Below are 22,809 nucleotides of genomic sequence, written 5' to 3'. Positions count from 1 at the left end.
CCGGAGAATCCCGCCATGACGCTGACCGCGATTGCCATCAACTGCAGCCTGAAGACGAGCAGCAGTGAGCCGAGCTCGACAGACGCGATGATCGCGGTGCTGAAGGAACACTTCGCGAAGGTCGACGTCGCGCTGACCGACACGATCCGCATCGCCGATCACGACGTGAAACCGGGCGTCGATCACGACATGGGCGACGGCGACGCCTGGCCGGAGATCGAGAAGCGCATCCTGGCGCACGACATCCTCGTCTTCGGCGGGCCGATCTGGATGGGCCAGACCGGATCGGTCGCCAAGCGCGTGCTGGAGCGGATGGATTCGTTTCTCTACGACACCGACGCCAAGGGGCGCATGAAAAGCTACGGCAAGGTCGCAGTCGCCGCGATCGTCGGCAACGAGGACGGCGCGCACTTCTCCGCCGCGCAGCTGTTCCAGTCGCTGAACGACACCGGCTGGACCATTCCACCCGTCGCCGCCTGCTACTGGGTCGGCGAGGCGATGGGCAGCACCGACTTCAAGGACCTGCCCAAAACCCCCGACAAGGTGACCGAGACCGCGAAGATGACAACCGCCAACGCCGCGCACCTGGCCCGGCTGCTCAAGGACGCGCCCTTCCCCTGAAGCGGGAACGCGCGGCGCGGCTGCGGTGTTGAAAGGACGGCGGGGGGACAGCGAGCCAGAGGAGATGGGTCATGCCCCGCGGCGACAAGGATGCCTACACAGACAAGCAAAAGCGCCAGGCCGAACATATCGAGGACAGCTACGAGGAGCGCGGCGTCTCGAAGAAAGAGGCCGAAGGCCGCGCCTGGGCGACCGTCAACGCGATGAGCGGCGGCGGCAAGAAATCGGGCTCGGGGCGCGGCAAGACGGTCGACAAGGCGCCGGCCAGGAAGGGTGGGCGCAAGGGCGGCGCCGCCAGCGCGTCGCGCAGCGCCGCCGATCGCTCGGCAGCGGCGAAAAAGGGCTGGGAAACGCGGCGAAAGAAGGCCGGCTGATCAGCCGACCCAGCCGGCCACGTCCGACGCAACCTGGTTCGCAACCCGGTTGAGCGCCGGGCCGATCAGCTTGGGATCGGGCTTGGCGACAGGCTCGCGCGCTTCGAAGCGGCGGGTCGAAACCTGGTTGCCGGCACTTTCGCGGATCGCGTCGTAACGCACGATCACCGACTGGCTCTGCGCGTCGTAACCGGCGTCGAGGAGCCGGCCGGCCAGGCGCATCGCGCCCGAGGTCGACGCCTCGGCATCGGTGAACACCAGCCGACTGGACCTAGCGCGGATGGTTTCTGCGACCAGGTTCTGGAACAGCCGCGCCGGGCGCGCGACCCACTGCGCCTTCTTCAGGTAGGCGACGTTGGATTCGTCCACCGTCACCAGCACGCGGTTGACCGAGAGGCGCTGGTCGCTTTCGGGCTCGAGCACGACGATCGCGCCTTGCGAGGTGCCGCTGGTGGTCTGCCCGGCCGGTTCGGCCTGGGCCGGGGTGAAGGAGAACAGCGTCGGCGGCGGCTTGCCGCCAAGGCTCAGGCACCCGGCCAGCGTCAGCGCGGCGGCGGCCGGGAGGGCCATTTTCAGGACGAGACGGAAAGTGCGGATCATCTGGTCCATCCTCAAGGCTTGTAATCGGGGAGCTTGGACCCGCCGACGAGGCCGCCGATGCCCTGCTCGTTGATCTTTTCCGTGACGTCGCGCAGCGACTTGGTCGTGGCGCGAAGGTCGCGGATCGCGGCCTCGGCGGCTGGCAGCGTCGATTCCGACAGCTGGCGCGCGGCGGGGCGGGTTTCGCTGACCGTGGCGTTGAGCGCGTCGGCCGCGCCCTGCGCCGATTTCAGCGTCGCCGAAAGCTGCTTGGACAGCTGCTGGCCATTCTGGTCGAGCATCTTGCTGGCCGAACCCGACAGCCGCTGGAAGTCCGCCAGCGTGCCTTGTGCCTGGCGCAGCGTCAGCTGCAGTTCCAGCATCGTGCGCTGGATCTGCGGCGAGGCATCGGCCATGCCGGCGGTAATCCGGTCGGTATTGGCAAGGATGCCCTGGATCGACTTCTGGTTCTGGTCATTGAGGGTCGCGGTCAGCCGCTCGGTCAGCGATGCCAGCCGTTCGAGCAGCAGCGGAGCGTTGGAGAGGATGGCGCCGAGGCCGCCCTGCTTGGTCGGAATCACCGGCACCCCTTCGGGGCATGCGCTGGTGTCGCACGTGATCGGCTTGGCGCCCTTGACCGCGCCTTCGAGCTGGATGGTCGAGACGCCGGTAAAGCTGCCCTGGATCGTCGCGGTCGTGCCCTGGAGGATCGGCACGTCGGGATCGACCTTGATGCGCACCCGCACGAAGCTGGGATCGCGCTTCCACAATTCGATCTTGGCGATCTGGCCGGCCGGGACGCCCGCGAAGGCAACCTGCGAGCCGTTGGCCAGTCCGTCGACCGACTGCTTGAAGAAAATGTCGTACTGGTTCTGGTCGGCATTGTTGAGCCGGGCGATCCAGACGACGAACGCCGCCAGGGCCGCCAGCAATGCCAGCGTGACCGCTCCGACCCAGACGTGATTGGCGCGCGTTTCCATGCCCTTACGAATCCCTATCCCTTGCGGACGGCGGAATGTCCATTGCCTTCGCCTCTTCGGCGCGCGTCGCGGCTTGTTCGGCCGAGCCGCGCAGCGCCGGCTTTTCGCGTTTCCGCGCGGTCGCGTCCTGCTTTTCCTGGCCGCCCTTGGCAGCGCGGCCACGCGGACCGTTGAAATATTCCTGGATCCACGGATGGTCGAGCGCGAGCAGTTCCGGGATCGTCCCGACCGCGATCACCTTGTGATCGGCGATCACCGCCACCCGGTCGCAGATCTCGTACAGCGTATCGAGGTCGTGCGTGATCAGGAACACGGTCAGCCCCAGCGTCTCCTGCAGCGCGCGGGTCAGCTCGTCGAACGCGGCGGCACCGATCGGGTCGAGCCCGGCGGTCGGCTCGTCGAGGAACAGCAGTTCCGGGTCGAGCGCCAGCGCCCGCGCCAGGCCGGCGCGCTTGCGCATCCCGCCCGAAAGTTCGGACGGGTATTTCAGCGCCGCATCGTCCGGCAGGCCCGACAGCAACACCTTGTAGCGCGCGATCTCGTGACGCAGGTCGTCGCCGATCTCGGGGTAGAACTCGCGCAGCGGGACCTCGATGTTCTCCGCCACTGTCAGCGTCGAGAACAGCGCCCCGCCCTGGAACAGCACGCCCCAGCGGCTGCGGATATCGATGTCGGCATCGTCGCGCGCGTCGGTGATCGATTCGCCCAGCACCTCGATCGAGCCTTCGTCGGGTACCTGCAGCCCGATGATCGAGCGCATCAGCACCGACTTGCCGGTGCCCGATCCGCCGACCACGCCCAGGATCTCGCCCCGGTTGACGGTCAGGTCGAGCCCTTCGTGAATGACCTGTTCGCCGAAGCTGTTCTTCAGCCCCTTGATGACGATGGGATGCTCGCCGGTGAAGGGCTCGGGGATGACGTCGAGCGCGGCCTCCTGCGCGGCGGCGGCATGGGCATCGGCGGGGGCATCGGCCGGTTCGTCGTCAGCGGCGTCTGCATTCTGCTCGATCTCGGCCATGGTCACGCCCAGCCCACGTTCGAGAAGAACACCGCGAAGAACGCGTCGAGCACGATCACCATGAAGATCGCCTGGACGACTGCCAGCGTCGTGCGCAGGCCGACTTCCTCGGCATTACCCTCGACCTGCATGCCCTGGTAGCAACCCGCCAGCGCGATGATCAGGCCGAACACCGGCGCCTTGATCAGGCCGACCCAGACGTCGGTGATCGGCACAACTTCCTGGATCCGCGACAGGAACGTGAAGAACGGGATACCAAGGCTGAAATTGGCCAGGAACGCACCGCCGATGATCGCCATCACCGCGGCATAGAAGCCCAGCAACGGCATCATCACCACCGCCGCCATCATCCTCGGCACGATCAGCGCCTCGACCGGGGCGACCCCGATCGTGCGCATGGCATCGATCTCCTCGGTCAGCTTCATCGTTCCGAGCTGCGCGGCAAACGCGCTGCCGGAGCGGCCCGCGACCATGATCGCGGTCATCAGCACGCCCAGTTCGCGCATCGACAGCCGGCCGGTCAGGTTGATGGTGTAGATCTCGGCCCCGAACTGCTTCAGCTGGACCGCGCCCTGCTGCGCGATGACGATGCCGATCAGGAAGCTCATCAACCCGATGATGCCCAGTGCCGAGACGCCGACCAGCTCTGCCTGGCGCACGAACGCCTTGGAGCGGAACCGCGACGGGCGGCGGATCAGGTTGCCGATTGCCACCAGCGTAGCGCCCAGGAACCCCAGCACGCCGACGCTGCCGTGTCCCCAGCCGACCACCAGGTCGCCCACCGCCTCGGGCACGCGCTCGATCACGCCGGCGCGTTCGGGGCGGACCCCGCCCTCGCCCTTCGATTCCTTGACCGCGTCGATCAGGCGCTGGGCTTTTTCCGAACAGCCGTCGATCCTGGCGTCGTTGTCGCGCGACAGGCGCCACAGCGTCCACGCGCCGACGGTGTCGATGTCGGTAACGCCGGTCACGTCGACCCGGTCGATCTTGCCGTCGATTTCGCGCAAGGGCACGTCGATCTTGCCGATCGAGGACACGACGAGCGGGCCCGTGAGCGCAAGCACCCGGCTATCCCCTTCGCCTTCCAGCGTGAATTCGGCCCACTCGCGCATTCGCCCCCGTTTGTCGCAAAACGTCGCCGCCCACAAGCCGTTCCGCACCGGCGGCGACTTGCACGCGCATCGCCGCGCTGGCACAGGCGCGGCCATGGACGCTGACACCCCCGGCACGACGCTCGACAAGACTTTCGACCCCGCTGCGATCGAGGCGAAATGGTACGCCCACTGGGAGCGCGAAGGGCTGTTCCGCCCCGCCCGCCCCGATGCCCAGCCGTTCACGATCGTCAACCCGCCGCCCAACGTCACCGGCAGCCTGCACATCGGCCACGCGCTCGACAACACGCTGCAGGACGTGGTGGTCCGTTACGAGCGGCTGCGCGGCAAGGACGCGCTGTGGGTGGTCGGCACCGACCACGCCGGCATCGCCACGCAGATGGTGGTCGAACGTCAGCTCGAGGCCCGGCAGGACAAGCGCACCAATTACAGCCGCGAGGATTTCGTCGCCAAGGTGTGGGAGTGGAAGACGGAAAGCGGCGGCGAGATCACCCGCCAGCTGCGCCGCCTGGGCTGTTCGATGGACTGGAGCCGCGAACAGTTCACGATGGACCCGCACTTCACCAGGGCCGTGATCAAGGTCTTCGTCGACCTGCACAAGCGCGGGCTGATCTACCGCGACAAGCGGCTGGTGAACTGGGACCCCAAGCTCAAGACCGCGATCTCCGACCTTGAGGTCGAGACGCGCGAGGTCGCCGGGCACTTCTGGCACTTCCGCTATCCGCTGGCCGACGGTTCGGGCGAACTGCACGTCGCGACCACCCGGCCCGAGACGATGCTGGCCGACATGGCGGTGGCGGTGCACCCGGACGACGATCGCTACAAGGCGATGGTCAGCAAGCAGGTGCGCCTGCCGATCACCGGCCGGCTGATCCCGGTGCTGGCGGACGAGCATGCCGACCCGGAGCTGGGCAGCGGCGTGGTCAAGATCACCCCGGGGCACGATTTCAACGACTTCGAAGTGGGCCGCCGCGCCGGTTTCAAAGCCGGCGAGATGCTCAACATGTTCGATGCCGAGGCGAAAGTCGTGCAGACCGCCGACGGGCTGGTGCCGGCCGAGTTCGCCGGGATGGACCGCTTCGAGGCGCGCCAGGCCGTGGTCGCGCGGATGAAGGCGGACGGCTTCCTGGTTCCGCACACGGTGACCGACAAGAACGGCGACGTCACCGAACACGACGCCGAGCCGCGCACGATCCAGCAGCCTTACGGCGACCGCGGCGGCGTGCCGATCGAGCCGTGGCTGACCGACCAGTGGTACGTCGATGCGGCCGAATTGGCGAAGGCGCCGATCGCGGCGGTCCGCGAGGGCCGGGTCGAGATCGTGCCGAAGTCGTGGGAAAAGACCTTCTTCAACTGGATGGACAACATCCAGCCGTGGTGCGTCTCGCGCCAGCTGTGGTGGGGCCACCGGGTCCCGGCCTGGTACGGCGACGACGGGGCGATCTACGTTGCCGAGACCGAGGGCGAGGCGCAGGCCCAGGCCGGCAGCGGCGTGACGCTGCGCCGGGACGACGACGTGCTCGACACCTGGTTCTCCAGCGCGCTGTGGCCGTTCGCGACGCTCGGCTGGCCCGACTCCACCGACCTCCTCGCCAAGCACTACCCCAACGACCTGCTGATCTCCGGCTTCGACATCCTGTTCTTCTGGGATGCGCGGATGATGATGATGGGGCAGGCGATGACCGGCGAGAACCCGTGGCAGCGGCTTTACCTGCACGGGCTGGTGCGCGCGCCCGATGGGCAGAAGATGTCGAAGTCCAAGGGCAACGTGGTCGATCCGCTGGGCCTGATCGACCAGTACGGCGCCGATGCCTTGCGCTTCTTCATGGCGGCGATGGAAAGCCAGGGCCGCGACATCAAGATGGATGAGCGCCGGGTCGAAGGCTACCGCAACTTCGCCACCAAGCTGTGGAACGCAGCCCGTTTCTGCCAATCGAACGGCATCGGCGCGAGCGATACGGTGGCCGCCCCGCCCGCGACCAGCGCGGTCAACCGCTGGATCGTGGGCGAAGTGGTGGGAACGGTTGCCGCGCTCGACAAGGCGATGGCCGACCTGCGCTTCGATGCCGCCGCCAATGCGATTTACCACTTCGTCTGGGATACGTTCTGCGACTGGTACATCGAACTGGTGAAGGGCAATTTCGACGCCGAAACCCGCGCCGTCGCCGGCTGGGTGCTCGACCAGATCCTGGTCATGCTGCACCCGTTCATGCCCTTCGTGACCGAGGAACTGTGGGGCGCGCTCGGTGACCGCAAGAACTACCCATTGATCACCGCCAAGTGGCCGGAACCGGGCGCGGCGGTCGATCCGGCGGCCAAGCGCGAGGTCGAATGGCTGATCGCGCTGGTGACCGGCCTGCGCACCGCCAAGAACGAACTCGGCATCGCGCCGGGCGCAAGACTGGAGGCCTACGCCCCGGGCGCCAGCGCCGAAGTGCGCGGCATCGCCGCGCGCAACGCCGCGGCGATCGAGCGGCTGGCGCGGCTGTCCTCGCTGACGTTCGATCCCGCCCCGGCCGGCGCTGCAATTCAGATCGGTGCGGGTGACGCCACCATCGTGGTGCCGCTCGAAGGCGTGATCGACATCGCCGCCGAAAAGGCCCGCCTCGAAAAGGCGCTGGCAGTCTCGCAGAAGGAAGCGAAGTCGCTCGAAGGCCGACTGTCCAATCCAGCATTCGCGCAGAAGGCCAAGCCCGAAGCCGTCGAAAAGGCCCGCGCCGACCATGCCATGCACGCCGCGGAGGCGGAGCGCCTGTCGGCCGCGCTGGCGCGACTGGGCTGACAGCACGGGATGTGCCGCCATCGGGTGGCGCATCCCCTGTCGGGAACTGGGTATGCACCCAAATTAGTCAAACGGCCGAAATTGGGGTGGGAAGCGGCCATTGGGGTTAGAGTGTCCGCGCCGCTCCTCTCGGTTTCTAAAGGTGCGTAGCCACCCGCTCGATGCGCCGAAAATCCTCAATGTAAAGCGCCATAAGCGCGATGAAGGTGACTATCGGCACCATCCATTGCGGTTCAACGGCAAGGTAGGATGTTATTGAAACCGCAAGCCCAGCACCGGCCATGAATATCCTCCGCCTAGCGAGGAAGACGAAGCCGATGTCCTCTGTGAAGTCGTGAAACCGCTTCCTCGAAAGGCGGTTGCAGGTCGCGAGCATTATCTGGTGCGGCGCCAACCAAAATAAGCCCGCGAAGACAACGACCAGCAACCCGATGTTAAGATAGTGCACGCCGTTGCTCCGTAGAGGCGAAGGGATGCTGACGGATAAATCAAATATCCGCAATGGGGTCGCTAGCTGTCGGGCAGCTTTGAGTTACCGCAACCTGCTTCCAGACAATGGCTCCTCCGACTCTTACCCGGCTCCGATCCCGTCGAGCCGTGCCACCGCTTCGTCGCTCAACGTGAGGCTCGCCGCCGCCAGATTGTCCTCCAGGTGCGCCAGCGACGAAGTGCCCGGGATCAGCAGGATGTTGGATGAGCGCCCAAGCAGCCAGGCCAGCGCCACTTGCATCGGGGTGGCGCACAAGTCCGCCGCGACCGCGTTAAGAGCGTCCGACTGCAGCGGGCTGAAGCCGCCGAGCGGGAAGTAGGGCACATAGGCGATGCCTTCGCCGGCCAGCCAGTCGATCAGGTCATCGTCGCCGCGATTGGCCAGGTTGTAGGCGTTCTGAACGCAGACGATGGGGCAGATCGTGCGCGCCTCCTCGATCTGCGCGCGGCTCACGGTGCTGACTCCGATGTGCCGCACCAGGCCCTGCTGCTGCAGCCGCGCGACCGGCTCGACGAAGCGGGCGATGCTCTGTCCAGTCGGCAGCATACCGCCCTCGCCGCCGCCCATGATGCGGACGTTGACGACCTCCATCGCCTCCAGCCCAAGATGCTCGAGATTTTCGCGCAGTCCCTGTTCAAGCGCGGCGGGATCGTTCCACGGCAGCCAGCCGCCCTTGTCGTCGCGCCGGGCGCCGAGCTTGGTCACGATGGTGAGGTCGTCCGGATAGGGGTGCAGCGCTTCCCTGATCAGCCGGTTGGTGACGTGCGGCCCATAGAAATCGCTGGTGTCGATATGATCGACCCCGGCCGCGATCGCCGCGCGCAGCACGGCGATCGCGGCGTCATGGTCCCTGGGCGGGCCGAACACGCCGGGGCCGGCCAGCTGCATGGCGCCGTAGCCCATGCGGTTCACGGCGCGGTCCCCCAGGCGGTAGGTTCCGGCGGCGGCGGCGGGCTTGCTGGCGGTTTCGGTCATGCGAGGATCTCCGGTGGCGGGCGAGGCGGCGATATGGGGAGACGCGCGCCGGTTTCCTACAGCGCCGACATCTGCCATGGGCGCGGCTATGGCATGGCTCGGCTCCTTTCCCCTTTCCGCGTGGGCAAAAGGCACGCCGCAAGGCCGGATCGGCTTTGCGCCCAGGACAGTGTCAACTGTGTCAAGCAGGCACCCGTGCTGACGCTGGCGACCACCGCGCCGGGGGAAGCGGGAATCGAAGATCTGCGACGAGCAGAAATCTTCGCCTCGGTGCAAGGCGAAGGGCCCTCCGCCGGCCGGATGTGCGCGTTCGTGCGTCTTAGCCGGTGCAACCTGGCCTGCACCTGGTGCGACACCGCCTACACCTGGCGCTTCGACGACAGCCGCCCCCATCGTGACGATGCGGTGTTCGATCGCAAGGCCGAGCAGGTGACCCTGCCCGAGGCCGACGTCGCCGCGGCCATCGCCGCGCTAGGCTGCGACCGGCTGGTGGTGACCGGCGGGGAGCCGCTGCTGCAGGGTGCAGCGCTGGCACGGATGGCGGCGGCGCTGCCGGCGAACGTCGGTATCGAGGTCGAGACCAACGGAACCGTTCGCCCGCACCCGGCGTTCGCCCCCTTCGTGGCCCAGTACACCGTCAGTCCCAAGCTTGCCCATTCGGGCAATGATGCCGCGCTGGCGCGCGACCCGGCGGCGCTGGCCGCCTGGGCCGCCGACCCGCGGGCGGTATTCAAGTTCGTGGTGGCGACGCCCGGCGACGTGGCCGAGGCGCTGGCGCTGGCCGATGCCGCCGCGATGCCGCGCGCGCGGGTCTGGCTGATGCCCGAAGGGACCGCGCCGGCGACGCTGCGCGAACGCGAGGCGTGGCTGAAACCGCTGAGCGAGACAGCCGGCGTCCACTATTCGGACCGGCTCCACATCCATCTTTACGGGGATACGCGCGGAACATGACCACGGCACCGACCCGCCCCGGCCCGCCCGGCGCCCGGCACGGCATGCGCGACCTCACCAGCGGGCCGGTGATGCGCACGATGCTGGCCTTCAGCGTGCCGACGCTGGCGTCCAACCTGCTGCAGTCGCTCAACGGCACGATCAACTCGATCTGGGTCGGGCGGCTGATCGGCACCTCGGCGCTGGCCGCCACGGTCAACGCCAACATGGTGATGTTCCTGATCTTCGCGGCGGTGTTCGGGTTCGGCATGGCGGCGACCGTGCGGATGGGCCAGGCCTTCGGCGCCGGCCAGATCGACCAGGCGCGCCGCACCTTCGGCAGCGCGGTCGGCCTGTGCGTGGGCCTGGCGGCGATCGTCGCGGTGCTCGGCTGGCTGCTGGCGCCGCAACTGCTCGACCTGCTCGGCACGCCGGGCGAAAGCCGGGCGCTGGCGCTGGCGTACCTGCGCATCATCTTCGTCGCCATGCCGGGCGGAATGCTGACGATCATGCTGGCGATGGGGCTGCGCGGCGCGGGCGACAGCAAGACGCCGTTCTACTTCATGGCGCTTTCGGTGGTGCTCGACGTGACGCTCAACCCGCTGTTCATCGCCGGCATCGGACCGTTCCCGCGGCTGGGCATCGCCGGCGCGGCGACGGCCACGGCACTGGCGAACTACCTGTCGCTGATCGGCCTGCTGACCTTCGTCTATGCCCGCGACCTGCCGCTGCGGTTGCGCGGCACGGAACTGGGCTACTTGCTGCCGCGCCGCAGCGAGCTGGGCTATATCGTCGGCAAGGGCATCCCGATGGGCGCGCAGATGCTGCTGGCGTCGTCGGCGGGCATCGCCGTGATCGGCATCGTCAACCGCGAAGGGCTGATCGCCACTGCCGCCTACGGCGCGGCGATGCAGCTGTGGACCTATCTGCAGATGCCGGCGATGGCGATCGGCGCAGCGGCCAGCGCGATGGGCGCGCAGGCAATCGGCGCGCACAAGCCCGAACGGCTGGACCAGATCAGCCGCGCCGGCATCATCGCCAACCTGCTCATCACCGGGGCGCTGACCGCGCTGCTGCTGATATTCGACCGCGCCGCGCTGGTGCTGTTCCTGGGGCCGGACAGCCCGGCAGTGCCGCTGGCTCGGCACATCCAGTTCCTGGCCAGCTGGAGCTTCATCATCTTCGGCGTCACCATCGTCCTGTTCGGAACGATGCGCGCGGGCGGCGTGGTGTGGGCGCAGTTGATCGCGCTGGGGCTGTCGCTGTTTCCCGCGCGGCTGGGATTCTACTACCTGCTGCGCCCGGCGCTCGGCGCCGACGCGCTCTGGCTGGCGTTCCCGTTCGGATCGCTGGTCGCCGCGGCGCTGGCGATCGTGTCCTACCGGCGCAAGGGGTGGCGCGAGAAAGGGCTGGCGATCAGTCCCGAGCGCGCGGCCGAGGCAGCCCATGCCGACGGCGATACCGCCGGCCGGGTCAAGCCCGACCTTTAAGCCCCACCGGCGCCAATCAGCGGCCCTGGGCGCGCCAGCGCTGGACGGTGCGCTCGACCATTTCCTCTTCGCCGCCCGACTGGCTCCACAGCTGCGAGAACGACGGGTCGGCCGAGGCGGGGCGCTTCATCTCTTCCAGGTCGTCGAAACTGACCCGCGTCGGGATCGACACGCCCTCGCCGCAGATGATGCACTCGCGGTTGCGCAGCGCCGGGATCGAATCGAGGAAGCCGCGCGCTCCCTCGGGCATGGCGGCGCGCACGAAGGCCTGGTCGCGGTCGTTGTTGAGCCGCATCGAGATGATCGTGCCGCACTGGCTGAGCACGCCTTCGGCCAGGTCCGACGGGCGCTGCGTGATCAGCCCCAGCGAGATGCCGTACTTGCGCCCTTCCTTGGCGATGCGCGACAGGATGCGGCCCACGCTGGAGCCGTCGGCGTTCTTTTCGCTCGGCACGTAGCGGTGCGCTTCCTCGCAGACGAGCAGGACGGGCCGGGTCTTCTCGTCGCGGGCCCAGATCGCGAAGTCGAACACCAGCCGGCTCAGCACCGCGACCACGGTGCTGGTGATGTCGGACGGAACCCCCGAGACGTCGATGATCGAGATCGGCTTGCCGGCGCTGGGCAGGCGGAAGATCTTGCCGATGAACTCGGCCATCGTGTCGCCCACCAGCATGCCCGAGAACATGAACTGGTAGCGCGGATCGGCCTTGATCTCGTCAATCTTGCTCTTGATCCGCATGAAGGGGGCGCTGCTGGTCGCCTTGTCGAGCTTGCCCATCTCGGCCTGGATCAGGTTGGTCAGGTCGGACAGCAGGTAGGGGATCGGCGAATCGACGGTGATCTTGCCCATCGTCTCGGCCATGCGGTTCTTCTGGCGCGCCTGCAGCAGGCACTTGGCCAGGATGTCGGCATCCTCGTTGCGGTCGTTGCCGGTGGTGGTCAGGAACACCTCGCAGTGTTCCTCGAAGTTCATCAGCCAGTACGGCATGTTCAGGTTGGTCACGTCGAAGATCTTGCCGGTGTTCTTGAACGCGGCCGAATATTCGCCGTGCGGGTCGACCATGACGATATGGCCGTCGGGCGCGGCCTCGCAGATGCGGTGCAGGATCAGCGCCGCGCTGGTCGACTTGCCGGTGCCGGTCGAGCCGAGCAGCGCGAAGTGCTTGCCCAGCATCGAATCGATGTAGAGCCCGGCGCGGATGTCGCGAGTGGGAAACACGGTGCCGATCTGGACACTTGCGCGCCCGTCGCTGGCATAGATCTGCATCAGGTCCTTGCTGGTCGCCGGATAGACCAGCGCGCCCGGGATCGGATAGCGGGTGACGCCGCGGCGGAAGCCGTGAATGCGGCCGGTAAGGCGTTCCTCGTTGCCTTCGCCCAGGAAGTCGATCGCAGCCATGACGCCGCCGGGCGTCTTGGAATCCTGGCGCTGCGTCCGCACGCTGGCGAGCAGCCAGCCATGGCCGACCCGGATCTTGACCTGGCTGCCGACCTGGCCGGCCAGCGCGATCGAGGGATCGTCGTCGCCGGAACATTCCTGCAGCCGCTGCAGGTCGAGCGCGATGGCGCTGCCCGAACCGGCGATCTCTAGCACGATGCCGATCGGGTCGCGCGCGTTGTCCGGCGCGTCCGCTGCGGCGTCGGCGGCGGCAAATGACTGGCTGGCGGGTTGATCCATGGCTTGAAATTGTCCCCTTCGCGCGGCGGCGACCCACCCCTGCGCAGGGCCGAAGCACTAGGCGGCAGAGCGTTAATATCCGCCTAACCCCGGCGCCGGAGCCTGCCTCTAGAGCAGCGCGAAAAGCCGCCCGGCAAGCGCCCCCATTCCCACCGATACAGCCACCGCCAGAAGCCCGTAGAAAAAGCCTTCGCGATCGGCGAACTGCGCGACCAGCCGCTCGAACCCGATCTTGCGCACCTCAACCCGCGCGGTCGCCGACGCGACGACCCGCCCGTGCGTGATGGCAAACGTCTCGGCGGTGTAGGTCCCGGTCTGGACGCTGGAGGGCAACGCGATCCGCGCCTGGTAGAGCACCTGGTCGCGCACGCTGACGCCCAGCGGGTCTTCCTTGTAGAAACCCTGGCGCGCCATCATCTCGACCAGGCCGGCGGCGAAGCGGTCCTGCTTGGCCTGGTCGTAGGCCCCGATCGGGGAGAGTTGCAGCCACTGCAGGCCCAGTTCGTAGATCGCCGCGGTCTTGTCATCGACCACCTTGGCGACCGGGCGCGACGATGCGACTGCATAGAATGACGGGGCGGACCGGAACTCCGCACTGGCAGCGTTCAGCCACATCCCGGCCACGCGCTGCTTTTCGCGCAGGACGATCGAGCGCGTCGGCCCCTTGAGCACAACGACGATATCGTAGTCGCGCCCGGCGCGCGTCCCGTCGGGGTTAAGGATGGCGCCGAACAGCAAAAGCTCCGTGCCGGTGAACCCCTGGCGCACTTCGACCCGGGGTTGCGACACTTCGGGCACCAGGATCGGGTCGCGGGCGCCGGTCAGGAGTATCAACGCGATCAGGGCGGCCAGCATCTTCATAGCGGCGCCACCGAATAGATCTCGTCCGGGCGGTAAGTCAGGCCGATCGCCATGCGCACCGCCACGAGCAGAACGATGACGGCCAGCGCCATGCGCAGCTTCTCCGCCGGAACGCGCTGGGCCAGGTAAGCGCCAAGCTGGGCGCCCGATACCGAGCCGACCAGCAGCATGGCCGACAGCACGATATCGACCGCGCGCGTCGTCAGCGCGTGCATCATCGTGCTGGCAATCGTCACGAACAGGATCTGGAACAGCGAGGTGCCGACGACTACCCCGGCGCTCATGCCGAAGATATACAGCATGACCGGCACCAGCACGAAGCCGCCGCCGATGCCCATCAGCATGGTCAGGATGCCGGTCGTCATGCCGAGGATCAGGGGCGCCAGGGGGGATATGTAAAGCCCCGACTTGTAGAAGCGCCAGCGCATCGGCAGGTTGGCGACCAGCGGGTGATGGCGCCGCTTGCGCGCGGCAACCGGCTGCCCGAGGCGCTTGGCCCGCAGCGACTGCCATGCCTCGCGCGCCATGACCCAGCCGATCGAACCGAGCAGGATGACGTAAAGCAGGCTGATCACCGTGTCGGTCTGGCCCAGCGCGTTGAACAGCCCCAGAAGCAGGGCACCAAGCCCGGTACCGATCACGCCCCCGGCGACCAGCACGGCTCCCATCAGGTAGTCGACCCCGCCGCGCCGGGTATGCGCGAACACGCCCGAAACGCTTGCGCCGGTAACCTGGCTGGCGGCGCTGGCGGCCGCCACCGTGGGCGGAATGCCGTAAAAGATCATCAGCGGCGTGGTCAGGAACCCGCCGCCGACGCCGAACATGCCCGACAGAATGCCCGTCAGCGCGCCAAGCGCGACGATGACCAGTCCATTGACCGACAAGTTGGCGATGGGAAGATAGACGTCCATCGGCTTTGCCGCCTACGCGGTTGCTTGGCGGCAGGAAAGCCGCTGCGACTAGAAACCCGCCGAAATCGTCAGCGCCGGACCCGCTGCAGGGCGTGCGTCGCCAGCCACGCGAAGGCGCCAGTCCGCCGCCACGCGCGCAGACGCCGGGCCAAGCGGGACCGACAGGCTGGCGGTCGGCCCGATGTCGGCCCGCGCCGCGCCGCGCTGGCCCCCGGCCCAGGCGCCGCCGCCGATGTCGAGCCGCAGCCGGCCTTGCGACACGACCCGCCGCGTGACCCGCGCCTGCGCATCGCCGAACGGCGTAGCGTCGCGTCCGCCCACATAGCCGCCGGCCGCGTAGAATTCGCCGTCGAGCCCGCCCGGCAGGCGGAAGGGCGCCAGTTGCGTGACCAGCATCGCCGCCGGGCGGACACGCGCGCCGGCATCGTCCGCAGTTACGCGCGCCTCGGCCAGGAGCGCGACCGGCACGCCTGCCACGGGACGCAGCGCGAGACCTGCCGCCGCCTCGTGCTGTCGCGGACCGGCCAGCGCCGAGGCGGCGCGCAAGTAGACAGCGGGCTCGTGCGCGCTTCCCGGTGCGAGTCGATAGCGCAGCACGGCGCCAACCTGGCTGGCGCCGTACGTGGCCGCGCCGGGCCCGGAAACGACCGCGGCGGTGCTGCCGCGGCGCAGGAACAGCCAACTGTCGCCGGACCAGCGCGGCGCGGCGCGGCCGCGCGCGTCAGGCAGCGGCGGTTGCGCGAGCGACGGTGGCCACGGCAGTTGCGCGACCGCCGCCATCCACATGAGCTGGTGCGCGCCGGCGGTCCGGTCGGCGGATACCGGTTCGGCTTGTGGCAGCGGCGGGATTGGATCGACCGTCACGGCGCGCGGCGGGGCCGACAGCCGCGGCAGTGCCTGCCATCCTGGCGCGGCCGCGGAGCGGCCGTGCGGCGGCGACGGGTCTTCGCTGCTCGCTGCGGAAGCGCTAGCCAACGGCACCGCGGGCGCCGACACGCGCGCGGCGGCGCGGCGCGCAGCGTCCACGAGGCCGGGCGGCACGAGATGCTCAAGTGGGGTCCAGGTCGCTGCGCGGCCACCGATCCAGGCTGCCATGATGACCGCGAGGGCAAGCAAAGGTTCGCCGCGGCGGCGGGCATGCGCGGCGGTCATGCCGGGCCCTGCACCATCCGAGCGGGGTGCGCATCGTGGACGGTCTTCTCCCAACGCACCGCGGCGCCGCGCAGGCTGCGCAAGTAGGCGCCAAGCGCCCGCCTTGCGGCGGCGATCGCGACGACGTTGCTGACGACGATGCGCGGCACCGCGAGCAGGCCCTCGCCCAGCCCGTACTCATGCGTGGTCGAGATCGCGCGGACCCCGGCGCGCCACGCGAAGGCGCTCATGCTCAGCCAGGCCAGATAGCGCACCAGCGGGGCCTCGGGCGCAGCCCCCTGCATTCCCAGGGCGTGCGCAGCTACCAGCACCAGCTCCACCGCCGCCAGCAGGTACGCGCTCACCAGCACCAGCGCGGTCAGCGGCCCGCGCCGGTCGCGAAGCATCATCCATAGATCTACCGGTGCCGACAGCCAGCCAAGGTGATCCCAGCCTTGCAGCGCGATGCCGTGAATCCATCGGCTCTTCTGGCGGACCGCCGCCTCGAACGTCGGCGGAAAGCACGATCGCGTCGCGACGAGCGTACCGTCCGCGTCGCGCATTCGCAGGAAGCGGCTGCCACGCCCGCCGCGGGACAACAGCAGGCCCAGCTCGTAATCCTCGGTCAGCGAAGCGGCGTGGAACGGCCCCTGGGGCCGCGCCGCCGCCAGCCGCCCCAGCGCCGCGCGCGAAAATCCGCAGCCGACCCCGGCGGCCGGCAGCCCTGCGCCCAGCGCGCCGCGCACCGGCAGCGCCTTGGCGTGCGATTCTGCGAACTCGTCGATGTAGTGGCCGGCGATCCAGCGCGATCCCGGCACCGGTTCGGCCCGAACCGGAAGTTGCGCGAAGTCGACCTCATGCAGCGCCTCGGCAAGCAGCTGGAGCCCGGCAGGATGGACGAGGTCTTCAGCGTCCTGGAGAACTACCGCGCCGAAAGCGGCACCCTCGCGGTGCTCATCGCCTTCAAGCGCACTGTACAGGCGATTGAGGCAGTCGGCTTTCGTGCTGGGTCCGCAGCCGTCGAGCACGGCGATCCGCGCGCGCGGATCGCCGCGCGCCGCTGCCATCGCGGCATCCAGGGTGGCGGCATCATTGCGGTAGACGCCGACGTAGAGGCGAAGTTCCTCCTGTTGCCAGCGCTGGAGGATGGCGCTGACGGTGGTGGCGATGATCGCCGCTTCGCCCCAGGCGGGCAGGAACACCGCCATGCGCTGGCCCAGCGGGGCTTGACCATAGCCATCGGGCAGCCGCCCGGTGACGATGCGACCGCGCAGTCGCAGCACGGCCCACAGCGCGTCGATGGCGAATTCATCGACCAGCCCGATCGTGAACCAGAACGCGGCGAACATCAGCAGCTCGCGCTCGGCAAGCTGCAGCCACGACAGCATAGGAATCCAATCGTGCAACCCTGCCACGCCCTGCTCGTGGCCCTGCAGTGCTTGTCGACGCGGCCCAGCCTAAGCGGAAATACATAGAGTTCAAGGACACTTATGCAGCGGACCGCCTAAACCGGCTGCGCCGCGCGTTGCCAACGGCGCAATGAGCCGCCAAGGCTTGCGGCCATGCTGCGCCGCAACCGCCACCCCATTACCCGCATCGCCGCCGCCGCCACCCGCCTGTTCCGCGGCGAAGCCGGTGCCGGGCTGCTGCTCATCGTGGTCGCCGCGATCGCCGTGGGCCTGGCGAATTCGCCGCTGGGCGAGGCTTACCACGACGTCTTTCATCACCCGTTGGCGTGGTCGCCGATCGCCAAGCTCGATACATTGCACTTGTGGGTGAACGACGCGCTGATGGCGCTGTTCTTCTTCGTCGTCGGCCTCGAGATCAAGCGCGAGGTGATCACCGGCGACCTGGCCAGCGCCGAGAAACGCCGCCTGCCGGTGCTGGCGGCCGCGGCGGGCATGGCGGTGCCAGCGCTGATCTACCTGGCGGTGTCCGGCCACGTGGCGCCGCTGCGCCGCGGCTGGGCGATCCCGGCGGCGACCGACATCGCTTTTGCGGTCGGCGTGCTGGCCCTGCTGGGCAAGCGGGTTCCCGCCTCGCTGCGGCTGTTCCTACTGACGGTCGCGATCGTCGACGATCTGGGTGCGGTGGTAATCATCGCGCTGTTCTACACCGCCGGGATCGAACTCGCCTGGCTGGGCGCCGCCGCCGCGCTATTGGCCGCGATGGCGGTCCTGGGACGGCTGCGCGTTTCGCACCCGGCGCCATACGCGATTCTCGGCCTGGCGCTGTGGTACGCGGTGCTGCACTCAGGCGTCCACGCCACGGTCGCCGGCGTGCTGGCGGCGTTCACGATACCGATCGCGCCGCGCCGCCGCGGCGACAGCCTGCTGCTCCGTTTCGAACACGCGCTGGCGCCGCTGAGCGCCTATCTGATTGTTCCGATCTTCGGGCTTGCCAACGCGGGCGTGGCGCTGGGCGGGACCGGCCTGGGCGCGGCGCTGGCACCGCTGCCGCTGGCCATCGCAGCGGGCCTGTTCGCCGGTAAGCAACTGGGGGTCTTCGGCGCCATAGCGATTGCCGCGCGAACGGGTTTCGCCGAACCGCCGGCGGGCGCAAGCTGGCTGCAGTTGTGGGGCGTGGCCCTGCTGTGCGGGATCGGCTTCACGATGAGCCTGTTCATCGGCGCGCTTGCCTTTCCGGCCGCTCCCGCGCTGGTCGAAGAAGCCAAGCTGGGTGTCCTGGCCGGGTCTTTGCTGGCCGGGATCGCCGGTTACTCCGTGCTGCGCCTGGCACCCGCCAAGGCCGACTGAGCCGTCACCAGCTCCCGCTGTTGGGCATCGAAGCCCAAGGCTCCGCTGGCGGCAAGTGGCCGTCCTGCAGCAGTTCCACCGAAATGCCGTCGGGCGATTTGACGAATGCCATATGGCCGTCGCGGGGCGGGCGGTGGATTGTGTGGCCCGCCGCCATAAGGGCCGCGCAGGTCGCGTAGATATCGTCGACCCGGTAGGCGAGGTGGCCGAAATTGCGCCCCCCGTCATACGTCTGCGGATCCCAGTTGTGCGTCAGCTCGACCTCGGCGACGCCTTCGTCGCCCGGCGCTGCGAGGAAGATGAGCGTGAAGCGCCCACCTTCATTATCGAAGCGGCGGGTTTCCTTCAGCCCGATCAGCTCGAAGAAGGCGATCGTCGCCGCCGGATCGGTGACGCGGATCATGGTGTGGAGATATTTGGTCATGGCACCTGCCTAGCAGCGCCTTGCCGGCAGGCAAAGGCCCGCGCCGGCGTGCCCGGCGCGGGCCCTTCTACCCCGCAGACCCGCTGCGAAACCGCGATCAGAAGCTGTACTTGATCGTCCCGACGACCGTATCGTCCGAGTACTTCTTGATCGAATTCCCATCGACGCCGACGTACGAGACGCCCAGCGACAGGCCCTTGTAGACATTGGCGCTGGCGCCGATCGAATAATCGAACCCGCCGGCGTAATCGGCGGTCTGCCCGGTCGCGAACTTGGGCGAGAGGGCGCCCTTGGTCCAGCCCAGGTGGCCCAGTACCGAGATCGGCGTGTTCGGGATCGAGCTGCCAAGCTCGCCGTAGACATAGACGTTGTCGTCGTTCTTGCCGTCGGCGTTAAAGTCGAGCGCGGCCTGCTTCCAGGCATAGGCGACGCCGGCCTTGGCGGTAACCGGGCCGATCGCGCCGGTCAGCGAGGCGTAAGGCTCGAAGAACTCCGCCTTGCCGACGTGGCCGCCGGGATAGGCGTAATAGAGCAGCCCGCCGTCGAAGGTCAGACCCGAGGCGACCGGGCCGGTCCAACCGGCGTAGAGATCGAGCTCCTGGTTGCCGTAAACCGCCACCGCGGCAGGGCCGACCGCCCGAAAGTCGAGCGAAGACGACCAGGCACCGGCATAGATGCCGCTCGAATGGTTGATGTTGATCGAACCCTGAATCGCTGGATCGCCGCTTGTCTGCGAAAGACCGCGGAAGCGGTAGTCGGTGACACCGGCAACGTTGCCGGTGATGGTGATCGCGCTTGGCGGATCGGTTTCGTCGGCGAAAGCGGGGGCGGCGGTGAGGACCGAACCGGCGATCAGCGAGGCGGCGACAAGGCCGCGGATGGACGTGAGCATGGCAATCTTCCTTGCATGATTGGTGCCTCGTCCCACCTGCGTTCGCCGGCCGTTCCTCGTGGGCTGGAAACGATCTTCAGCGAACGCGGCAGATTTTACGTGTCATGTTGCACTGCACAAGGCGAAAACGCACGATCCTTGCGCCGCCGGGGAGCGGTGTGGCAATTGCGCAACGAACGGGCGGCTTGCTTGAGGTTGGCCGTCCGCGCGCCTATATCCCGCGCTGCCCGCTCCCCCCTATCGGTTTCTCCAATGCTCTCAAGGTTTACTCGCCTGATCCGTCCGGCCGCGCCGGAAGCGCTGCCGGCGATTCCGCCCGGCGAGCGGATCTACGCGATCGGTGACGTTCACGGCTGCGCTGACCAATTCGCCGCGATGGTGGACGCGGTCGAGGCCGACGACACGGCGCGCGGGGCGGCGCGGACGACAGTGATCCTGCTGGGCGACCTGATCGACCGCGGGCCGGACAGCGCAGCGGTCGTCCGCATGGCACGCGAATGGGCCGCGCGCCGCAGCGTGCGCCACATCGCCGGCAACCACGAGGAGATGTTCCTCGAAAGCTTCGACAAGGGCGACGTGCTGCGCCATTTCCTTCGCTACGGAGGCAGGGAAACGCTGCTGTCCTACCCGATCGATCCCGAGGCCTATCGCGTGGCCGACATTGCCGAAACGCAGGCGCTGATGACCGCGGCGGTGCCTGCAGCCGACCGCGAATACCTGTCCGCGGCCGAGGACCTCATTCGCATCGGCGACTACGTCTTCGTGCACGCCGGGGTGAAGCCCGACGTCCCGCTGGAGGAGCAGAAGCGCCGCGACCTGCGCTGGATTCGCGAGCCGTTCCTGTCCCACCGCGGCGCCCACGCCGGGGTCGTCGTCCACGGCCACACGATTTCCGACGCGGTGGAGGTGCGGCCCAACCGCATCGGCATCGACACCGGCGCTTATGGCGGCGGCCCATTGACGGCGCTGGGCCTCGAAGGCAACGAGCGCTGGCTTATCGAAGCGACGCTCGGCGAGGGCGGCGCCTCCACTTCCCTAAGGACGTTGTGATGAAGATTGCGATGGTCGGTTCCGGCTATGTCGGGCTGGTGTCGGGCGCGTGCTTTGCCGATTTCGGGCACGATGTCGTGTGCATCGACAAGGACCCGGCCAAGATCGAAAGCCTCGACAAGGGCATAATGCCGATCTTCGAGCCGGGCCTGGCCGAACTGGTCGCCGGCAACGTGCGTGCGGGCCGGCTGTCGTTCACCACCGATCTCGCCGCGGGCATAGCCGGCGCCTCGGCCATCTTCATCGCGGTCGGGACCCCGTCGCGGCGCGGCGATGGCCATGCCGACCTGTCCTACGTTTATGCGGTGGCCGAGGAAGTCGGCGCCAATTTGTCGAGCGACGCGGTCATCGTCACCAAGTCGACCGTTCCGGTCGGCACGGGGGACGAGGTCGAGCGGATTCTCCAGGATGCCGGGCCGGACGTGCGGTTCGCCATCGCCTCCAATCCCGAATTCCTGCGCGAAGGCGCCGCGATCGACGATTTCAAGCGCCCCGACCGCATCGTCATCGGCACCGAGGACGAGTGGGCCCGGCATGTCATGACCGAGGTTTACAGACCGCTGTTCCTTAATCGCAGCCCGATCCTGTTCACCAGCCGGCGCAGCGCAGAACTGATCAAGTATGCGGCGAACGCGTTTCTCGCCACCAAGATCACCTTCATCAACGAGATGGCGGACTTGTGCGAGAAGGTCGGCGCCGACGTCCAGGACATCAGCCGCGGCATCGGTCTCGACGGGCGGATCGGCGCCAAGTTCCTTCATGCCGGTCCCGGATACGGTGGCAGCTGCTTTCCCAAGGACACGCTTGCCCTGCTCAAGACCGCAGAGGATTCCGGCGCTCCGACGCGGATCGTGGAAGCGGTGGTCAAGGTCAACGATAGCCGCAAGCGCGCGATGGGCCGCAAGGTGGTAGAAGCGATGGGCGGCGCCGAGGCGGCCCGCGGCAAGACCGCGGCCCTGCTGGGGCTCACCTTCAAGCCCAACACCGACGACATGCGCGATTCGCCCGCTATCGCAATCGCCCAGACGCTGGCCGATGCCGGCGTGAAGGTGGTGGCCTATGATCCCGAGGGCATGGAACTGGCCAAGCCGCTGATGCCCGAGGTCGAGATGAAGTCCGGCGCCTACGACGCCATCGCGGGCGCCGACGCGGTCGTCATGGTGACCGAGTGGGACGCGTTCCGCGCGCTCGACCTCGCCCGCGTCAAGCGGATCGCCGCGGCGCCCGTGCTGGTCGACCTGCGCAACGTCTACGATCCGGCTGAACTGCGTGCGCAGGGCTTCACCTACGTCAGTGTGGGGCGCACCTGACGCCGGCAGCGGGCGCGCCGCAGTCTCCGCACTCACGCTAGTGATAAAAGTGCCAGGGGGCCTGTAAGCCGGGTTCTGTCCCGTCGACGGTATGCCGTACGGCACCGTATCGACGGGGGCAGCCATTCCTCTCGGCCTTGCGTTGCCGCAAGGCTCCAGCAACCAACCCGGGTCGCTCGGCCCGAAACCGGCCTGCCTTCTTGCAAAGGCGCGCGACCCCTATTCGGTCTTGCTCCGGGTGGGGTTTGCCGTGCGGGCGCTGTTACCAGCCCCCCGGTGCGCTCTTACCGCACCCTTTCACCCTTACCTCGATATGAGGCGGTCTGCTCTCTGTGGCACTTTCCCTCGGCTCACGCCGGGCGGGCGTTACCCGCCACCCTCGTTTCGTGGAGCCCGGACTTTCCTCGACATCGTGAGATGACGCGGCTGCCCGACCCCCTGGCGA

General features: G+C 68.1%; 21 protein-coding genes and 1 other RNA gene. 8 read left to right on the top strand and 14 right to left on the bottom strand.

What is annotated here, in order from left to right:
• Positions 1-15: 15 nt before the first annotated feature.
• Both ACOYW6_RS01355 and ACOYW6_RS01350 read left to right on the top strand, forming a co-directional pair.
• Positions 16-621: a flavodoxin family protein gene (locus ACOYW6_RS01355; RefSeq protein ID WP_423142041.1), complete on the top strand. Its 606-nt coding sequence runs from the start codon at positions 16-18 to the stop codon at positions 619-621.
• 71 nt (positions 622-692) lie between these two features.
• Complete coding sequence (locus ACOYW6_RS01350; protein ID WP_423142040.1) at positions 693-995, top strand: plasmid stabilization protein; 303 nt, start codon at positions 693-695, stop codon at positions 993-995.
• Here ACOYW6_RS01350 and ACOYW6_RS01345 read toward each other — a convergent pair whose 3' ends face one another.
• The 4 genes from ACOYW6_RS01345 to ACOYW6_RS01330 are packed head-to-tail and all read right to left on the bottom strand — an operon-like array spanning position 996 to position 4,684.
• Positions 996-1,595, bottom strand: a complete 600-nt coding sequence (locus ACOYW6_RS01345; protein WP_423142039.1) for an ABC-type transport auxiliary lipoprotein family protein — start codon at positions 1,593-1,595, stop codon at positions 996-998.
• A gap of 11 nt (positions 1,596-1,606) precedes the next feature.
• Entirely contained in the window at positions 1,607-2,554 is a 948-nt protein-coding gene (locus tag ACOYW6_RS01340) for an MlaD family protein (RefSeq protein ID WP_423142038.1), read from the bottom strand.
• Between the two features lie 4 nt (positions 2,555-2,558).
• A complete protein-coding gene (locus ACOYW6_RS01335; RefSeq protein ID WP_423143030.1) occupies positions 2,559-3,572 on the bottom strand; it encodes an ABC transporter ATP-binding protein in 1,014 nt (337 codons plus the stop codon).
• 2 nt (positions 3,573-3,574) lie between these two features.
• The gene (locus ACOYW6_RS01330; protein ID WP_423142037.1) at positions 3,575-4,684 is read right to left on the bottom strand and encodes an MlaE family ABC transporter permease; all 1,110 of its coding nucleotides are present in this window, start codon (positions 4,682-4,684) and stop codon (positions 3,575-3,577) included.
• 94 nt (positions 4,685-4,778) lie between these two features.
• Here ACOYW6_RS01330 and ACOYW6_RS01325 point away from each other — a divergent pair, with 94 nt between their 5' ends.
• Positions 4,779-7,466, top strand: a complete 2,688-nt coding sequence (locus ACOYW6_RS01325; protein WP_423142036.1) for a valine--tRNA ligase — start codon at positions 4,779-4,781, stop codon at positions 7,464-7,466.
• Between the two features lie 136 nt (positions 7,467-7,602).
• Here the strand turns inward: ACOYW6_RS01325 and ACOYW6_RS01320 are convergent, their stop codons facing one another.
• Complete coding sequence (locus ACOYW6_RS01320; RefSeq protein ID WP_423142035.1) at positions 7,603-7,914, bottom strand: hypothetical protein; 312 nt, start codon at positions 7,912-7,914, stop codon at positions 7,603-7,605.
• 123 nt (positions 7,915-8,037) lie between these two features.
• Positions 8,038-8,931 (bottom strand): oxidoreductase, encoded by an 894-nt coding sequence (locus ACOYW6_RS01315; protein WP_423142034.1) that lies wholly within the window; start codon positions 8,929-8,931, stop codon positions 8,038-8,040.
• A 195-nt stretch (positions 8,932-9,126) separates the two neighbouring features.
• Between ACOYW6_RS01315 and ACOYW6_RS01310 the strand changes: the two genes are divergently transcribed.
• Entirely contained in the window at positions 9,127-9,882 is a 756-nt protein-coding gene (locus tag ACOYW6_RS01310; RefSeq protein WP_423142033.1) for a 7-carboxy-7-deazaguanine synthase QueE, read from the top strand.
• The gene (locus ACOYW6_RS01305) at positions 9,879-11,351 is read left to right on the top strand and encodes an MATE family efflux transporter (protein ID WP_423142032.1); all 1,473 of its coding nucleotides are present in this window, start codon (positions 9,879-9,881) and stop codon (positions 11,349-11,351) included. Before ACOYW6_RS01310 ends, ACOYW6_RS01305 begins: the two co-directional genes overlap by 4 nt.
• A 16-nt stretch (positions 11,352-11,367) precedes the next feature.
• Here ACOYW6_RS01305 and ACOYW6_RS01300 read toward each other — a convergent pair whose 3' ends face one another.
• From ACOYW6_RS01300 to ACOYW6_RS01280, 5 genes are all read right to left on the bottom strand, one after another.
• Positions 11,368-13,029 (bottom strand): ATP-binding protein, encoded by a 1,662-nt coding sequence (locus ACOYW6_RS01300; RefSeq protein WP_423142031.1) that lies wholly within the window; start codon positions 13,027-13,029, stop codon positions 11,368-11,370.
• Positions 13,030-13,137: 108 nt separating this feature from the next.
• A complete protein-coding gene (locus ACOYW6_RS01295; RefSeq protein WP_423142030.1) occupies positions 13,138-13,890 on the bottom strand; it encodes a TIGR02186 family protein in 753 nt (250 codons plus the stop codon).
• Positions 13,887-14,801, bottom strand: coding sequence for a sulfite exporter TauE/SafE family protein (locus ACOYW6_RS01290; protein ID WP_423142029.1), 915 nt, complete (start codon positions 14,799-14,801; stop codon positions 13,887-13,889). Before ACOYW6_RS01290 ends, ACOYW6_RS01295 begins: the two co-directional genes overlap by 4 nt.
• Before the next feature lie 48 nt (positions 14,802-14,849).
• On the bottom strand, positions 14,850-15,896 hold the full coding sequence (locus ACOYW6_RS01285) for a hypothetical protein (protein WP_423142028.1): 1,047 nt from the start codon (positions 15,894-15,896) through the stop codon (positions 14,850-14,852).
• Between the two features lie 53 nt (positions 15,897-15,949).
• Positions 15,950-17,320 carry a glycosyl transferase family protein gene (locus ACOYW6_RS01280; protein ID WP_423142027.1) on the bottom strand — a complete coding sequence of 457 codons (1,371 nt, stop codon included), beginning with the start codon at positions 17,318-17,320 and terminating at the stop codon, positions 15,950-15,952.
• 174 nt (positions 17,321-17,494) lie between these two features.
• Between ACOYW6_RS01280 and nhaA the strand changes: the two genes are divergently transcribed.
• On the top strand, positions 17,495-18,688 hold the full coding sequence (nhaA, locus tag ACOYW6_RS01275; RefSeq protein ID WP_423142026.1) for a Na+/H+ antiporter NhaA: 1,194 nt from the start codon (positions 17,495-17,497) through the stop codon (positions 18,686-18,688).
• Positions 18,689-18,692: 4 nt separating this feature from the next.
• Here the strand turns inward: nhaA and ACOYW6_RS01270 are convergent, their stop codons facing one another.
• A complete protein-coding gene (locus tag ACOYW6_RS01270) occupies positions 18,693-19,112 on the bottom strand; it encodes a VOC family protein (RefSeq protein ID WP_423142025.1) in 420 nt (139 codons plus the stop codon).
• 97 nt (positions 19,113-19,209) lie between these two features.
• Positions 19,210-20,004, bottom strand: a complete 795-nt coding sequence (locus tag ACOYW6_RS01265; RefSeq protein WP_423142024.1) for a TorF family putative porin — start codon at positions 20,002-20,004, stop codon at positions 19,210-19,212.
• A gap of 252 nt (positions 20,005-20,256) precedes the next feature.
• Between ACOYW6_RS01265 and ACOYW6_RS01260 the strand changes: the two genes are divergently transcribed.
• Positions 20,257-21,054 carry a metallophosphoesterase gene (locus ACOYW6_RS01260; protein ID WP_423142023.1) on the top strand — a complete coding sequence of 266 codons (798 nt, stop codon included), beginning with the start codon at positions 20,257-20,259 and terminating at the stop codon, positions 21,052-21,054.
• On the top strand, positions 21,054-22,364 hold the full coding sequence (locus tag ACOYW6_RS01255) for a UDP-glucose dehydrogenase family protein (RefSeq protein WP_423142022.1): 1,311 nt from the start codon (positions 21,054-21,056) through the stop codon (positions 22,362-22,364). The genes ACOYW6_RS01260 and ACOYW6_RS01255 overlap by 1 nt, the downstream gene beginning before the upstream one ends.
• Positions 22,365-22,412: 48 nt before the next feature.
• Here the strand turns inward: ACOYW6_RS01255 and rnpB are convergent.
• Positions 22,413-22,806, bottom strand: an RNA gene (gene rnpB / locus ACOYW6_RS01250) — RNase P RNA component class A.
• Positions 22,807-22,809 lie beyond the last annotated feature (3 nt).

Source organism: Parablastomonas sp. CN1-191, from assembly GCF_049354825.1.
Lineage (GTDB): Bacteria > Pseudomonadota > Alphaproteobacteria > Sphingomonadales > Sphingomonadaceae > Novosphingobium.
This window is presented reverse-complemented; position numbering and strand designations above follow the sequence as displayed.